General features: G+C 71.1%; 12 protein-coding genes. 7 read left to right on the top strand and 5 right to left on the bottom strand.

The genetic code is table 11. The features are described from left to right. Nucleotides 1–18 precede the first annotated feature (18 nt). Nucleotides 19–1203 (top strand): type ISP restriction/modification enzyme, encoded by a 1185-nt coding sequence (locus tag ACIPC1_RS25755; protein WP_402520814.1) that lies wholly within the window; start codon nucleotides 19–21, stop codon nucleotides 1201–1203. A gap of 7 nt (nucleotides 1204–1210) precedes the next feature. Here the strand turns inward: ACIPC1_RS25755 and ACIPC1_RS25750 are convergent, their stop codons facing one another. Then, nucleotides 1211–1927: a TetR/AcrR family transcriptional regulator gene (locus ACIPC1_RS25750; RefSeq protein WP_402520812.1), complete on the bottom strand. Its 717-nt coding sequence runs from the start codon at nucleotides 1925–1927 to the stop codon at nucleotides 1211–1213. A 63-nt stretch (nucleotides 1928–1990) separates the two neighbouring features. Between ACIPC1_RS25750 and ACIPC1_RS25745 the strand changes: the two genes are divergently transcribed. Together ACIPC1_RS25745 and ACIPC1_RS25740 are read left to right on the top strand one after the other, a co-directional pair. Then, on the top strand, nucleotides 1991–2959 hold the full coding sequence (locus ACIPC1_RS25745) for an ATP-binding cassette domain-containing protein (RefSeq protein WP_402520810.1): 969 nt from the start codon (nucleotides 1991–1993) through the stop codon (nucleotides 2957–2959). After that, nucleotides 2956–3738 (top strand): ABC transporter permease, encoded by a 783-nt coding sequence (locus ACIPC1_RS25740; RefSeq protein ID WP_402520808.1) that lies wholly within the window; start codon nucleotides 2956–2958, stop codon nucleotides 3736–3738. The genes ACIPC1_RS25745 and ACIPC1_RS25740 overlap by 4 nt, the downstream gene beginning before the upstream one ends. Nucleotides 3739–3759: 21 nt before the next feature. Here the strand turns inward: ACIPC1_RS25740 and ACIPC1_RS25735 are convergent, their stop codons facing one another. Beyond that, nucleotides 3760–5493: an amidohydrolase gene (locus ACIPC1_RS25735; protein ID WP_402520806.1), complete on the bottom strand. Its 1734-nt coding sequence runs from the start codon at nucleotides 5491–5493 to the stop codon at nucleotides 3760–3762. A gap of 118 nt (nucleotides 5494–5611) precedes the next feature. Between ACIPC1_RS25735 and ACIPC1_RS25730 the strand changes: the two genes are divergently transcribed. Continuing rightward, the gene (locus ACIPC1_RS25730) at nucleotides 5612–6814 is read left to right on the top strand and encodes a CaiB/BaiF CoA transferase family protein (protein WP_402520804.1); all 1203 of its coding nucleotides are present in this window, start codon (nucleotides 5612–5614) and stop codon (nucleotides 6812–6814) included. Between the two features lie 286 nt (nucleotides 6815–7100). Here ACIPC1_RS25730 and ACIPC1_RS25725 read toward each other — a convergent pair whose 3' ends face one another. The 3 genes from ACIPC1_RS25725 to ACIPC1_RS25715 all read right to left on the bottom strand — a co-directional run bounded on the left by ACIPC1_RS25725 (nucleotide 7101) and on the right by ACIPC1_RS25715 (nucleotide 8920). Further along, the gene (locus ACIPC1_RS25725; protein WP_384387264.1) at nucleotides 7101–7370 is read right to left on the bottom strand and encodes a hypothetical protein; all 270 of its coding nucleotides are present in this window, start codon (nucleotides 7368–7370) and stop codon (nucleotides 7101–7103) included. Nucleotides 7371–7485: 115 nt separating this feature from the next. Continuing rightward, on the bottom strand, nucleotides 7486–8286 hold the full coding sequence (locus ACIPC1_RS25720) for an anti-sigma factor domain-containing protein (RefSeq protein ID WP_402520802.1): 801 nt from the start codon (nucleotides 8284–8286) through the stop codon (nucleotides 7486–7488). A 91-nt stretch (nucleotides 8287–8377) separates the two neighbouring features. Continuing rightward, a complete protein-coding gene (locus ACIPC1_RS25715; protein WP_385736602.1) occupies nucleotides 8378–8920 on the bottom strand; it encodes a sigma-70 family RNA polymerase sigma factor in 543 nt (180 codons plus the stop codon). A 283-nt stretch (nucleotides 8921–9203) separates the two neighbouring features. Between ACIPC1_RS25715 and ACIPC1_RS25710 the strand changes: the two genes are divergently transcribed. The 3 genes from ACIPC1_RS25710 (at nucleotide 9204) to ACIPC1_RS25700 (ending at nucleotide 14268) form a co-directional block, all read left to right on the top strand. After that, nucleotides 9204–10739 carry a DUF4331 domain-containing protein gene (locus tag ACIPC1_RS25710; RefSeq protein WP_402520800.1) on the top strand — a complete coding sequence of 512 codons (1536 nt, stop codon included), beginning with the start codon at nucleotides 9204–9206 and terminating at the stop codon, nucleotides 10737–10739. Nucleotides 10740–10921: 182 nt separating this feature from the next. Next, nucleotides 10922–12478 (top strand): tetratricopeptide repeat protein, encoded by a 1557-nt coding sequence (locus ACIPC1_RS25705; protein WP_402520798.1) that lies wholly within the window; start codon nucleotides 10922–10924, stop codon nucleotides 12476–12478. After that, nucleotides 12475–14268 carry a nickel transporter gene (locus ACIPC1_RS25700; RefSeq protein WP_402520796.1) on the top strand — a complete coding sequence of 598 codons (1794 nt, stop codon included), beginning with the start codon at nucleotides 12475–12477 and terminating at the stop codon, nucleotides 14266–14268. Before ACIPC1_RS25705 ends, ACIPC1_RS25700 begins: the two co-directional genes overlap by 4 nt. Nucleotides 14269–14307 lie beyond the last annotated feature (39 nt).

Raw genomic sequence — 14307 nt, 5'->3', positions numbered from 1 at the left:
CGTGGACCACGTCGTACGATGCCGAGCGTGACGCAGGACGACGACGCTCCGCTGCTCGCGGACCTCATGCCGTGGTCGGCCGCTCCGGCGAGGCTGGGCCGGGGGTGGCCGACGGCTCCCGACGCCGCGTCCCTGAAGGCTCGGTGGGACGCGCTGGTGAAGGCCCAGGGGCCGGAGCGCGAGGCGTTGTTCGGCGTCACCCGCTCGCGCACTCTGCATTCGGCGGTGGCCCAGTTGCCGGGTCAGGCGAGCGGGACCGGGCGGCTGGCGCGTGAGTCGGGGCCCTGTGCGGAGCCGGTCCGGGTGCTGGGCGGTCCCTTCGACGAGCAGTGGCTGATCCCGGACCACCGGCTGATCGACGCGGCGCGGCCCGAGTTGTGGCGGGTCGCCGACGAAAGGCAGTTGTTCGCCGTCGAGCAGACGGTGGTTCCCCAGTCGTCGGGACCGGTACTGCTGGTCGCCTCCGTCCTCCCGCTGAGCGCCGGCCGCGGAGGCCGCGTCCGCCCCCTCTACCGCCGCCCCGGCGCTGTGGAACCGAACCTGGCACCGGGCCTGTTGGAGCACCTCCGTAGCCGCCTCGGTCACTCCCCCGATCCCGTCGACGTCCTCGCCTGGACGGTGGCGGTCACCCGGGCGGGCCGTGCCGGGCTGGCCGTCCCCCTCACCGCCGACCCCGGACTCTGGTCGCACGGCGTCGAGTTGGGCCGCCGGATGCTGTGGCTGATGCGACGGGACGGCCAACGGCCCAAGCTCCCCGGGGGCCGTCGCCCCTACGTCCGCTCACCGCTCCCGGTCCTCCCGGTCGACGTGCAGTACGACCGCGCCGAGGAGGCCCTCCAGCTCGACGAGGGCCGGATCTCCCCCGTTCCGCCTGAGGCCTGGGACTTCGAGGTGGGCGGAGTCCGCGTACTGGAGCAGTGGTTCGCGGCCCGGACGCAGCCGCCCGAGCCGGGCACCCTGGAGGCGATCCGGCCCGCCACCTGGCCCCAGGCCTGGACGTCAGAGCTGCTCGAAATCGTCACCGTGCTGGCACTGCTGGCGGAACTGCGGCCTCAGCAGGCCGAGTTGAAGGTGGAAGCCCCGATCACGACGGCCGAGCTGCACAAGGCGGGGGTACTCCCGGTGCCGGACACGGCCCGACGGCCGGCGTCGGTACTGGACCACCACGAGGAAGGCCCGGAGGGCCAGTTCGCGCTAATCTAGCCCTTCATTACCGACCCTTCGGCTCGAACGCATCCAGGACCCGCCCCAGCGCCCGCTCCCACACCGCCTCCAGGTCGATCGGGCCGTTGTCCTCCATGAACGCCGCCGCCATCCGCGGATACCCACCCGTCGCGATCCGGCTGCCCAGATAGCCGATCCGGACCGCGTTCTCCTGCTCCTCGGACCAGGGCAGCGAGCGGGTCCGTTCGGCGGTGGCCAGTTCGTTGCCGACGTACGTCGTCACGACACCGTTGAGCATCGCGATCAGCTCGAACTTCGTGCCGTAGGGCGCGTCGAGGGGGTCGAGGCAGGTCAGACAGTGTTCCAGGTAGCGCAGGGCGTTGGGGCTGAAGCCGTAGACCGGGGACATCAGGCGCGGCAGCCAGGGGTGGCGGTGCATGAGGGCGCGGGTCTGATGGGCGACCCGGAGCAGGTCGGCACGCCAGTCGCCCGAGGGTTCCCAGAGGTCGTGTTCCCCGCCGATGGCGTCAACCATCAGCTCGTACAGGTCCTCCTTGCGGGGGACATAGTTGTAGAGCGACATGGTGCCGCAGCCCAGTTCGGCCGCGACGTGCCGCATGGAGACTCCGTCGAGCCCCTCCGCGTCCGCGATCCGCACCGCTGCGGCCGCGATGTCCGCGCGGCTGTGGGCCGGCCGCGGACCACGGCCCGCACGCTCGGGACGAGCCCAGATCACTTCGGGTACGGCACTGCGCCCTGACATCGGTCGATCACCTCGCAACCATCGTAGTTACGTACACCGTACGTAATGCACTATGGTCTACCCATGACAACTACGTACGCTGTACTTAGTGAAGGTCTGGAGAAGCGTTTCGGGGAGGTCCATGCCGTCAGGGGGCTGGATCTCGCGGTGGCCCAGGGCACGGTCTGCGGAATTCTGGGGCCGAACGGAGCGGGCAAGACCACGGCCGTACGGCTGCTCACCACCCTGCTGCGCCCGGACGCGGGGTCCGCGCGTGTCGCCGGCCACGATCTCGTGCGGGAGCCGGGAGCCGTGCGCCGCTCGATCGGGGTCACCGGGCAGTACGCCTCGGTGGACGGTGACCTCACCGGGCGCGAGAACCTTCGGCTGTTCGCGCGGCTGCTCCGGGTGCGCGGGACGGCGGCGCGGGCGGCCGAACTCCTCGACCGCTTCGGGCTGACCGAGGCCGCCGACCGGCCCGCGTCCACGTACTCGGGCGGAATGCGCCGCCGCCTCGATCTGGCGGCGAGCCTGATCCGGCGCCCCGAGGTGCTCTTCCTGGACGAGCCCACCGCCGGGCTCGACCCCGCGAGCCGCAACCAGATCTGGGCGGCCGTGCGCGCGCTCAAGGACGAGGGCACCACCGTGCTGCTGACCACGCAGTACCTGGAGGAGGCCGACCAACTGGCCGACGACATCGCACTCGTGGACCGGGGCAGGGTCACACACACCGGCTCACCCGCCGAACTCAAGGCGCTCATCGGCAGTTACGCGGAAGTGGTCGTCGCCCACGCTGAGGCGATGTCCGCAGCCGCGGCGGTCCTGGACCAACTGACCGGCAACACACCTTCGTTCGACCAGGACCGGCACGCGGTCGGCGCGGTCACCACCGACACGACGCTGACGCTTCCCCGACTGGTCCGCGAACTCGACGCCGCCGGGGTGCCGTTGCTCGATGCGAGCCTTCGCCCGCCGACGCTCGACGACGTGTTCCTGCGCCTGACCCACGACAGGACAGACGGCATGACCGACTACAAGGAGCTTGTGACATGAGTACGTTGGCGTACGACGGCACCGCAATCCTGGGCCGGAACCTGCAACGGATGAAGCACAGTCCCGGGCTCCTCATCCTCACCCAGACCATGCCGATCAACATGCTGCTGTTCTTCGGCTATGTCTTCGGCAGCGCACTCGCGACACCCGGCCAGGCCTACCGCGCCTTCCTGGTGCCGGGTCTGCTGGTCGCGACCGCCGCCAACGGGATCATGACCGGGATGTTCCAGGCCGCCCAGGACTCGCACCGGGGTGTGATGGACCGCTTCCGGACCCTGCCGATGAGCCGGGCCGCGGTACCGCTGGGCCAGGCCGCCGCCGACCTGGTCGTCACGGCCGTCGGCATGCTCCCGCTGATGCTGGTCGGGCTCGCGGTGGGCTGGCGGATCGAGGGGTCCGCTCTCGAAACGGTCGGTGCCGTAGGCCTGTTGCTGCTGTTCCGGTTCGCGATGACCTGGGTCGGCATCCTGCTCGGACTCGCCTCGCGGAGTGAGGAGGCGGCCGGGCAGCTCGGCGCCGCGACGTTCATGCTGCCGCTGCTGTCGAACGCCTACATTCCCACCGACAATCTGCCGGGCTGGTTGCGGACGATCGCCGAATGGAACCCGATCAGCGCGGTGGCCACGGCGCTGCGGGACCTCTTCGGGAACGCGCCGGTGCCGACGGACGGCGCCTGGCCGGTGGCCCATCCCGTCGCGGGGTCGCTGGCCTGGTGCGCCCTGCTCATCGCGGTGTTCCTGCCGCTCGCCGTCCGCCGCTACACACACGGCGGACGGTGAACCACGGCCGGTCGGCGAACGCTATTTCTGCGGCGCGAGTTCGGGCCCCAGCGACGAGAACTTCTCCTGGGACACCACCCGTTTCGGGGGCCAGGTGATGTTCTCCGGAGGCCACTTCTGGCCGGTCTTCTTCAGGAACCAGGCCGGCGGCTCGTACATCGGCGGCTCATAGCCGTCGGGGAGCGCCGTCTTCCACTCGACGTCCTTGGTGCGCTCCTTGAACTCGTCCTTGACGGCCTTGAGGCGCTCGGGCTGGGTGAGCAGGTCGACGGCTGTCGCCGCGAGATAGCGGGCTGCGGCGATGACGGCGGCCTGGCCGGGAGCGGCGGCCGCGCAGGACGCGGTGGACCAGGTGTGCATCTTGGTGCCGATCGGGGCGAGCGCTGCGCCCATCGACACGGTCGGCACGTTCCAGCTGATGTCGGCGACGTCCGTGGAACCGCCGCCCAGGAACACCGGGTTGGGCGCGGTGAGTTCGGCGATCGCGGCGTGCATGCCCTGCTGGGGCAGACCGAGGGACTCCTGAAGCTCCTTCGCCAACGCATGGGCCTCGTCGGTGAACTCGGGCGGCCCGAGCTGCTTCATGTTCGCGTGCAGCAGCTCGGCGAAGGACTTGGACGGCAGCTGGTTCCAGCAGGCGGAGGTGACGCGGTGCCGGACCGAGGTCTGCGAGGCCTTCGCCGCCGCCTCCGAGACGGCGATCACCTTGTCGAGGAGTACCTGGACCCGGGCGGGACTGCCCTCCCGTACGTAGTAGCTGATCTCGGCGATCTCCGGGGTCACGTTCGGGATGTCGCCGCCGTTGTTGATCACCCAGTGCAGGCGGCCGCTCGGCGCCAGGTTCTCCTCGCGCAGGAACTCCGACATCGTCGCCATCATCACGGCGGCGTCCAGGGCGCTCTTGTTGCCGAGCGGGGTGCCGCCATGGCCCGCGACGCCGAGGAAGGTGAAGGTCACGGCGGTCATCGCGGTGGTGGTGCCCCAGCCGGTGGCGTTGGAGGTCGAGGGGTGCCAGTCGAGGAACGCGTCGAGGCCGTCGTACACGCCCTGGGTGACCGCGTACGTCTTGCCGATCAGGGTCTCCTCGGCGGTGGAGCCGAAGAACTTCACGGTGACCGGCAGCTTGTGCTTGTTGGCCGCCTGAGCGACGGCAGCGGCGGCGGCCGCTGCCGCCGTGCCCAGGGCGCTGTGTCCGCAGCCGTGGCCCGGGCCGTAGCTGGGCGCGAACGGGTCGTGGATGTACTCGCGCGGGTCGTGGTGGCCGACGCCCTTGTTCTGCGAGAGGCCGGGCAGAGCGTCGTACTCGCCGCTGAAGCCGAGGACCGGGCCGCCGCTGCCGTACGAGAACGTGGCGGTGAACGCGGTCGGGAAGCCGGCGGTGCCGAACTTCACCTGGAATCCGGCCTTCTCGAGGAAGCCGGCCTCGGCGAGTGAGGAGTTCCACTCGCGCAGGCTGAGTTCGGCGTTGTCCCAGATCTCGGAGTTGAGACCGGTGACGGAGTCGGCGTGGGAGGTGATCCAGTCCAGGGCCGCCGTCTTGGCGGGGCTGTCCTGGGCGAGGCCCTCCGGAGCCGTGTACTCGGCTTCCGAGGAGTCGGCCGATGCCGCCATCGCGGGGTCCGCCTCGGCCGTCATCACGGCCGTGGTGACACCGGCGGCGCCGAGCAGCTGCATGATGCGACGGCGGCTCAGCACCTGGCCGTTCGCGGTCAGCGACTCGTGTTCGTGTTGATCGTGCAGGTCACACACGCGCATCCTCCGAGGGTGAGGTTGGGTGTATCGGCCAAACGAATCCTGTAAACGATCAGCCACCCTGGACCCATGAGGTTGCCCCGTCAACATCCCGGGATGACAAAGGTGTTACGCGGGAGACATGATCCCCCGCATGCAGCCACTCCCCCTTGAGGGCATCACCGTCGTCGCCGTCGAGCAGGCCGTCTCGGCGCCCTTCGCGACCCGTCAGCTCGCCGACCTCGGCGCCCGCGTGATCAAGGTGGAGCGGGTCGACGGCGGGGACTTCGCCCGCGACTACGACACCGCGGCGGCCGGCCTCGCCTCGCACTTCGTGTGGTGCAACCGGGGCAAGGAGTCCGTCGCCCTCGACCTGAAGGATCCGCGCGGCCTCGACGTCGTACACCGGCTCGTCGCGGACGCGGACGTCTTCGTACAGAACCTCGCGCAGGGCGCGGCGGCGCGCCTCGGCCTGGACGCGGCCACCCTGTGCGCCGCGCATCCGCGGCTGGTCGCCGTGGACATCTCGGGGTACGGGGCGTCCGGGCCGTACGCCGGCAAACGCGCGTACGACATGCTCGTGCAGTGCGAGGCGGGGCTCGTGTCGGTGACGGGGACGCCGGAGCAGCCGGTCAAGGCGGGGATTCCGGTGGCCGACATCGCGGCGGCCATGTACGCGTTCTCCGGGGTGCTCGCGGCGCTCGTGCGGCGCGGTACGACGGGGCGCGGGGGCCCGGTGGAGGTGTCCATGCTGGACGCGCTCACGGAGTGGATGGGGCATCCGCTGCACCATGTGATGCACGGAGGAACTCCCCCGGCGCGCACAGGTCTCGCGCACGCCGTCATCGCGCCGTACGACGCGTATCCGACGGCGGACGGCGGCCGGGTACTGCTGTCGGTGCAGAACGACCGCGAGTGGCGGCGGCTTGCCCAACAGGTCCTTGGGCAGCCGGACTTGGCGGACGATCCGGCGTACGCGACGAACGCGGCGCGGGTCGCCGACCGGAAGCGTACGGACGCGCTGGTGGCGAAGGCGCTGAGCCCGCTCACCGCCGATGAGGCGGTGGCCCGGCTGGAGAGCGCGGGCATCGCGTGCGCCCGCCTGCGAGACGTACGGGAGGTCGCGGACCATCCGCAGCTGGCGGCCAGGGACCGGTGGCGGGAAGTGGGTTCACCGGTGGGGCCGTTGCGCGCACTGCTGCCGCCGATCACGCTGCCGGGCGGTGCGGAGGCGCGCATGGGAGGGGTGCCCGAGCTGGGAGAGCACACCGGGGCGGTGCTGCGGGAGTTGGGGATGACGAAGGAGGACGTCGCGGAGTTGCTGCGGGACGGTGTGGCTCGGTAAGGGGGCGGGCCGGGCCCTTGCCGAGAGGTGATGGCTCAGACGAGCTGGGCCGGACCCGCACATCGGGTGGAGCCGCGCGTCCTGCTGCCGCCGGGCGGAGAGGCGGCGGGAAAGCGGATGTTGACCGGTTTGAGGTTGACCGGTTTGAGCAAGACCGGACCCGCGCCCGGTGATACACCGAGCGTCGCCGCCTGCCGTGGGGGTGACGGACGCGGAAAAGCGGCGCTGCGCCGGGTCGGTGGGACCGCCGGAGCGCGGGTCGGGAACGCCGGTGCCGCCGCCCTGCTCAGCGACCGCCGAACAGTGAACGGCTCAGCCGCTTCAGCGGCGCGAAGAGCGAGACCCGCCTCACTCGCGCAACCCTGCTGCTGCTCTCGTGCGCGGTGTCACGCGAGGTGAGCTCCCGCATCAGCGAGGTCGCCTCGGCTGTCTCACGCTGCGGGATCGGAGGACCGCCCAGCACCGCGAGATGGCGGTCGAGGCGCGAACTGGTCGCGCTGCTCCCGCACGTGATCGCAGGGACGCGTGCCCTGCTGCGCACTGTTATCTGTTCCATGTCACTCCCCACCCGTACGAGTCCACCCGGCCCGGGCAGGCTAACCCTATCGCCCCCTCGTGGCACTCGTGTATCGCAGGCGCAGGATTCACCTTCCCTATAAGGGTGTTGACGATTACTCTCCGAATCCAACCGATTCCAGGGCGAGTTGGACAACTGGGGCGGTAGTGGGCTGCACCGAGCCACCTTTGGGCTCGACGGTGACAGCGAGTGACGTCGCGGTCGTATTCAGTCCGTCGGCGACCAGGGGCGTGTCGCCGTCGAAGAGCCCCAGGGAGCGCGGATTCTCATCGGGGCGCATGAGCCACAGCTGGTGCACGCGCCCCCCGGCGGGGGTGCCGTACCCGCTCAGTGTCACGACGGCGCTCCGCTCCGACGCGGAGGCGACCACACCGATACCGCGTCCCTGGGCGTCCCGGTCGCCGGCCGCGCGGGCGTCCGGGGCCGCGAGGACGTGGGCGATCTCACGTGCCTGGGCGCGCTCCTGGTCCAGTTGGTCCTGGGTCCGCGTCGCCTGCACGGCGAAGAGCGAGGCCACGACGAGGGCCGCCGCGGCCGTGGTGGTGGCGAGCGGGGCGAGAAGCGGGCGGAAGCGGGGGGCACGCCCGCGTGCGGTCGGATGCGCCGCCTGATGGGGGGCACGCGCGCGTGGCGCGTGCTGGGGCGACGGCTCCTGCGGCGTGGTCCGTACGGCGGTCAGCACACGGTCGCGCAGCGCGGCCGGCGCCGGCGCAGCGGTGGACCAGGCGAGGCGCACCGCGTCCTCGGTGAGCGCCCGGACCTCTGCGGTGCAGAGCGGGCAGTCGCGCAGGTGGCGTTCGAAGCGGCGGCGCTCGTCGGGTTCGAGGGCGTCCAGCGCGTAGGGCGCGGCCAGGGAGTGCAGATCGCGCCGCAGCAACCGGTCGAGGAGGCTCATCCGGCATCTCCCTCTCGTACACACGGACCTCCGTGCGGTCGTACATCGGAATCAGGGCCGGGCAGGCGGTCGAGCAGGGGGTCGGGGACACTCATGCGACACCTCCCAGACAGTCACGCAGCCGCGTCAGTCCGTCGCGCATACGGGTCTTGACCGTGCCGAGCGGCAGAGAGAGCCGTTCGGCCACTTCACGGTAGGTGTAGCCGTCGTAGTACGCGAGGGTGACGGACTGGCGTTGCAGAGCGGTGAGCCGGTCGAGGCAGCGGCGGACCCACTCGCGTTCGAGTCCGGCCTCGACCTCTTCGGCGACCTGGTCGAAGGCGGGGTGGTGGGCGCGCTGTCCCTCCCGTTGCTCGCGCTCGGTGGCGGCGCGGGCGCTGCGGACCCGGTCGACGGCCCGGCGGTGCGCGAGGGTGAGCACCCAGGAGAGGGCGCTGCCGCGCCGCGGGTCGAACCGCCCGGCGGAGCGCCAGAGTTCGAGCAGCACTTCCTGGGCCACCTCCTCCGACTGGGCGGGGTCGCGCACCACCCGGCGTACCAGTCCGAACACCGGCCCGGACACCAGTCCGTACAGCTCCTCGAATGCCTTCTGGTTGCCTCCGGCCACGAGCACCAGGAGTTCGTCCGCCTCCACCCGTTCCCCCTCTCCGGCCCGCAGGGCCGTCCCGTCACTTACGTGTTCGCAGCGAGCACGCTCCCGGATGGGTTACGGATCAGCGAACCGAAAACGCGGGTCCGCCGCCAGGGAAACGGGTCTGTCGGGGAGTCAGGCTGCGACAGGCCGGCCACAGAAACTGAGCCCGTCGCTGAAACAACCTGCGAAGGCCGCCGTAAGAACGTTTGGGATTTGACCAATCCACCCCGGCGACCGCTCCGAATGGCGTGCGTCAGGCAATTGGGACGTGAGGACGGACGGCATGACACCTATCTTCAGGAGTGGCGCGGGGCGCAGGAGTCTCGCGACCCTCGTCTGTGGTGCGCTGGCCGCCGGGGGGCTCGCAGCCGCCGGCGTGACGCTATTGGTACCGGGGGCGGCCTCCGCCTCCAGCCACCGGGAGGCCCCGTTGATCTCGGGGGCTCCGCAGTACGACAACACGGACGTGTATGCGTTCGTGAGCCCGGACAAGCCCGATACGACGACCATCGTGGCGAACTGGATCCCCTTCGAGGAACCGGCCGGCGGACCGAACTTCTTCACGTTCGCCGAGGACGCCCAGTACGACATCCACATCGACAACAACGGTGACGCGCAGGGCGAGTTGCTCTACCGCTACACCTTCAAGACACACGTCAAGAACGGCAACACCTTCCTCTACAACACGGGTGCGGTCGACAGCCTCGACGACCCCGACCTCAACATCACGCAGACGTACGACATCGATCTGCTGCGGCTGAAGAACCAGAAGCTGGTGTCGAAGACGAAGGTCGCGGACGATGTTCCGGTGGCGCCGTCGAACGTCGGCAAGGCGTCGATGCCGGACTACGGCAAGCTGCGCGACCAGGCAGTGCACGAACTCGCGGGCGGTTCAACGACGTTCGCCGGACAGGCGGACGACCCGTTCTTCCTGGACCTGCGGGTCTTCGACCTGCTGTACGGCGGCAACCTGACCGAGGTCGGGCGGGACACCCTCAGGGGCTACAACGTCAACTCGATAGCCCTCCAGGTGCCGAGTAACATGATCCAGGAGTCGGCCGAGCAACCCATCGTCGGCATCTGGTCCACCACCCAGCGCAAGGACGCGCACGGTGACTGGACGCAGGTCTCCCGGCTGGGCATGCCGCTGGTGAACGAGGTCGTCAACCCGATCAAGGACAAGGACAAGTTCAACGCGTCCTCGCCCTGGAACGACGGCGACTTCCTGACGAACGTGACCAACCCGGAGCTGCCCAAGCTCATCGAGGCGATCTACAAGATCCCGGCGCCGACGGAACCGCGCAACGACCTCGTCGACGTGTTCCTGAAGGGTGTGGAGGGCCTCAACCAGCCGCCCCACGTCACCCCTGCGGAGGAGCTGCGGCTCAACACCTCGATCAAGCCGGTGGCTTCGCCCAAGCGGCTCGGTGTGCTGGACGGCGACACCGCGGGCTTCCCGAACGGACGCCGGCTCACCGACGACGTGCTCGACATCGCACTGCAGGTCGTCGAGGGTGAACTGGTCGGCTCCAAGAACGACTTGGGCGACGCGGTCGACAAGAACGACAAGAAGTTCGGCCACACCTTCCCCTACCTGGCCAACCCGGCCGCGGGTTCCCGCGGAACCCTCGCCAAGGGCACGACCAGCGGGACCGACGTGCGCAACCAGCTCGGTGACGCGCTCCAGCCCACGAGTGCCTCCGGCGAGACCGACACCATGCTGATCGCGGCCTCCGCGGCGGCGGGCGCGGCCGGCTTCCTGTTGATCGGCACCGGGCTGATGTGGTGGCGCCGGAGGGTGAACGACCGGGCCTACTGACCCGGCTCACGGATCCGCGGCCGGGCCACTGACCCGGCCGCACGATCCCCCGACCGGGCCTGTCGGCCCGGCTCACCGACTGGCGCGGCCCGCGCGTACTCATCCCCCACGGCGCGGGCCGCGCCGCCCAGCCCCCACAACGAGCGTTTCCCCCAAGGAACCAAGGACTTCGAGGAGAGGGCATGTTGCCGCCTGCGAACGACAGCGCGCCGGAGAGCGAACGCGGCGCCGAGCCCGTGGACCGCGCCGCGGAGGCCATGCCCGAGGAGAATCCGGCGGATGTCGAGGCGGCAGCGGCGCCGAGTCCGGCCTCCGGTGACCTGACCGACGAGGTCACCGAGGTCACCGAGGTCACCAATGAAGCGCCCGACGAGCGCGTCGCCGCCGTCCGGCGGCTGTCCGCCTCCGGGCGCCGCTGGCGTGCGGCCCAACTCGCCTTCTGCGCATCCGCGTTGGCCGTCGCTCTCACCGCCGGGGCCATAGTGGTCGGGGCCCTCCAGGACGACGGTGGAGCGGCCACCCTGGCGGCGGCGCCCGCCGGCGTCTCGCCGCAGTTGCTCGCCGGCGCGGATCTCGACGCGAGCATCACCTCGTTGCAGGCTCATCTCCGGTCTCAGCCCAAGGACTTCGGCGGCTGGTCGACGCTCGGGCTCGCCTACATCGAGCAGGCCCGCACGAAGGGCGATCCCTCCCGGTACCCGCAGGCACAGCAGGCGCTCGCCCGTTCCCTCGAGCTGCGTCCGGACAACGATCCCGCGCTCGCGGGCCGTGCCGCCCTGGCCGCCGCCCGGCACGACTTCACCGGCGCCCTCAAGTACGCGGACCAGGCGCTCAAACAGAACCCGTACAGCGAGCGCGCCCTCGCCTCCCGTATCGACGCCCTGGTCGAACTCGGCCGCTACGACGAGGCGTCCAAGGCCGCGGACACGGCCGACTCGCGCCGCCCGGGCGTCCCGGTCTTCACGCGGTACGCGTACGTCAACGAGTTGCGCGGCGATGCGCAGACCGCCCGCCGCGTCCTGGAGCAGGCACTCGACTCGGCGACGACCCGTGGCGACGTCACGTACGTGGCCACCGCGCTCGGCCAACTCGCCTGGAACCAGGGCGAGTACAAGACGGCCCTCACGTACTACGCCCGCGCGCTCGCGGCCGACGACACCTATCTCCCGGCCCTCGAAGGCCGCGCCCGCACGCAGGCCGCGCAGGGCGACCGCGCGGCGGCGATCAGCGGCATGGAGCAGGTGGTGGAGCGGTATCCGCTGCCCCAACCACTCGTGGAACTCGGGGAGTTGTACGAGGCGCGCGGCGCGGAGGGCGACGCCGGGAAGGCCCGCGACCAGTACGCGCTGGTGAACGCCTGGGTCTCGCTGGCCCGGGCCAACGGCGTCAACGCCGACCTCGACACCGCTCTGGCCGCCGCCGACCACGGCGACAAGAAGGCCGCGCTGAAGGCGGCCCAGGCCGAGTGGGCCCGCCGCCACACCGTGCACACCGCGGACGCCCTCGCCTGGGCACTGCACGTCAACGGCCGCGACGAGGAGGCCCTGCCGTACGCCCACGAGGCGACGGCCACCGGCTACCGCAACGCGTCCTTCCTCTACCACCGGGGCATGATCGAGCGCGCCACCGGCCATGAGAAGGAGGCCGACGCCTCGCTGAAATCGGCCCTCGACCTCAACCCGGGCTTCTCACCGCTGGGCGCCGCAGAGGCCCGCAAGGCACTGGAGGCCGACAAGTGACCCCTGGACTCCGCCGCGTGTTCCGCTCCGCAACGGCCGTTCTCGCCGCTGCCTGCGCACTCGTCCTCGTCCCCTCCGGACAGGCGAGCGCCCACCCGCTCGGCAACTTCACCGTCAATCGGTACGACGGTCTGGTCGCCGCCCCCGGGCAACTGCGGGTCGACCATGTCGAGGACCTCGCGGAGATCCCGGCCACCCAGGCCGAGCCGCAGATCGAGAAGCTCGGGCTGACGGACTGGGCACGTCAGCGGTGCGAGACGGCCGCACAGGACAGTGCGGTCACCGTCGGCGGCGGCGAGGTCCCGCTCACCGTCGGCACGAGCGTCGCGCGCGTAAGGCCGGGGCAGGCGGGGCTCAACACCCTCCGGGTGGAATGCCGGTTGACGGCGGCGCTCCCCGAACAGGACACCGTGGACGTCGAGTTCCGGGGCGCGGGAACCGACAGGGGGCCGGGCTGGCGGGAGATCACCGCGCGCGGCGACCGGATGACGCTCGCCTCCTCGGACGTACCCACGGAGTCGGTGTCACGGCAGCTCACCAAGTACCCGCAGGAACTGCTCTCGTCGCCGGCCGACATCGCCTCCGCGTCCCTGCGGGTGCGGGCCGGTGGCCCCGCGCTGGTCGAGAGTGGCCGCGACGCGCCCGCCGACTCGGTCCTCCCGCGCGGCGCCGACCGCTGGACCCAGGCGCTCGACTCCCTGGTGGCCCACCACGACCTGACGATCGGCTTCGGCGCTCTCGCCCTGCTCATCGCGGTGGGCCTCGGCGCCCTGCACGCGCTCGCACCCGGTCATGGCAAGACCCTGATGGCCGCGACGGCAGCGGCTCGCGGCGGCCGGGCGGGCCTGCGCGACGTCCTGCCGCTGGCCGCCTCGGTGACGGTCACCCACACCCTGGGCGTGGTCGCCCTGGGCCTCCTGATCACGGCCGGTTCGGCCGCGGCGCCCTCCGTAATCGCCTGGCTGGGCGTCGCGAGCGGGCTCCTGGTGACGCTTGCGGGCGCGACACTCGTACGCCGGGCCTGGCGCAACCGGGGACACGGGCACTCCCACGGGAGCGGGCACACACACGACCACGGAGACGGCCGCACGCACGACCACGGCCACGCGCACCGCCACGATCACGACCAGGACCATGGCCACGCGCACCGCCACCATCACGACCAGGACCAGGACCAGGACCGTAACCACCTGCACAGCCACGACCACGCCCACTCGGAGCATCCGCACGCCGAGCATGAGCGTGCGCACGAGCACCCGCACGCCGAGCAGCGTGAACGCCCCCTGGTCCTCGCGCACGCCCACGCGTCCGCGTCCGTGGAAGCCCGCCCCCACCCCCAACCCCCCGTCCGCCGGCACAGTCACCCGCACGCCCCCGCCCCACAGGAGAAGCGGGCCCCCCTCGAACACACCCACGGCGGCTTCACACACACCCACCCCACCGCCCCCACCCTCCGCGGCACGATCCTGCTCGGCTTCGCCGGCGGGCTCGTGCCCAGCCCCTCCGCCGTGGTCGTCCTGGTGGGCGCCGCGGCGCTGGGACAGGCGTGGTTCGGATTGCTCCTCGTCCTCGCGTACGGCGTCGGGCTCGCCCTGACGCTCACGGCGGCCGGATTCGCCGTCGTGAAGTTGGGCGACGGGGTGAACCGGGCACTGGCCGGGCGCCCGCGGTGGGCCGGCGGGCCGATCGTGGCCCTGCTGCGCAGGACCGCACCGCTGGGATCGGCGTTGGTGGTCGTGGCGCTTGGGGCCGGCTTGGTGTTCAGGGGGGCGGCATCCGTCCTCGGCTGAGCTACTTTTGGGGAGAAATCACGCGGATGCACAACGGAT

Origin of the sequence: Streptomyces sp. NPDC087263, assembly GCF_044744645.1 — a bacterium.
In the GTDB taxonomy this organism is placed as follows: domain Bacteria; phylum Actinomycetota; class Actinomycetes; order Streptomycetales; family Streptomycetaceae; genus Streptomyces.
Note: the sequence above shows the minus strand (reverse complement) of the source record. Positions and strands in the feature narration are given on the sequence as shown.

Bases quoted from the DNA above. Each gene is read 5' to 3' on its own strand.
- ACIPC1_RS25725 (WP_384387264.1), bottom strand. From the start codon at position 7,370: ATGGAACAGATAACAGTGCGCAGCAGGGCACGCGTCCCTGCGATCACG.
- ACIPC1_RS25710 (WP_402520800.1), top strand. From the start codon at position 9,204: ATGACACCTATCTTCAGGAGTGGCGCGGGGCGCAGGAGTCTCGCGACC.
- ACIPC1_RS25755 (WP_402520814.1), top strand. From the start codon at position 19: ATGCCGAGCGTGACGCAGGACGACGACGCTCCGCTGCTCGCGGACCTC.
- ACIPC1_RS25735 (WP_402520806.1), bottom strand. From the start codon at position 5,493: ATGCGCGTGTGTGACCTGCACGATCAACACGAACACGAGTCGCTGACC.
- ACIPC1_RS25720 (WP_402520802.1), bottom strand. From the start codon at position 8,286: ATGAGCCTCCTCGACCGGTTGCTGCGGCGCGATCTGCACTCCCTGGCC.
- ACIPC1_RS25730 (WP_402520804.1), top strand. From the start codon at position 5,612: ATGATCCCCCGCATGCAGCCACTCCCCCTTGAGGGCATCACCGTCGTC.
- ACIPC1_RS25740 (WP_402520808.1), top strand. From the start codon at position 2,956: ATGAGTACGTTGGCGTACGACGGCACCGCAATCCTGGGCCGGAACCTG.
- ACIPC1_RS25750 (WP_402520812.1), bottom strand. From the start codon at position 1,927: ATGTCAGGGCGCAGTGCCGTACCCGAAGTGATCTGGGCTCGTCCCGAG.
- ACIPC1_RS25745 (WP_402520810.1), top strand. From the start codon at position 1,991: ATGACAACTACGTACGCTGTACTTAGTGAAGGTCTGGAGAAGCGTTTC.
- ACIPC1_RS25705 (WP_402520798.1), top strand. From the start codon at position 10,922: ATGTTGCCGCCTGCGAACGACAGCGCGCCGGAGAGCGAACGCGGCGCC.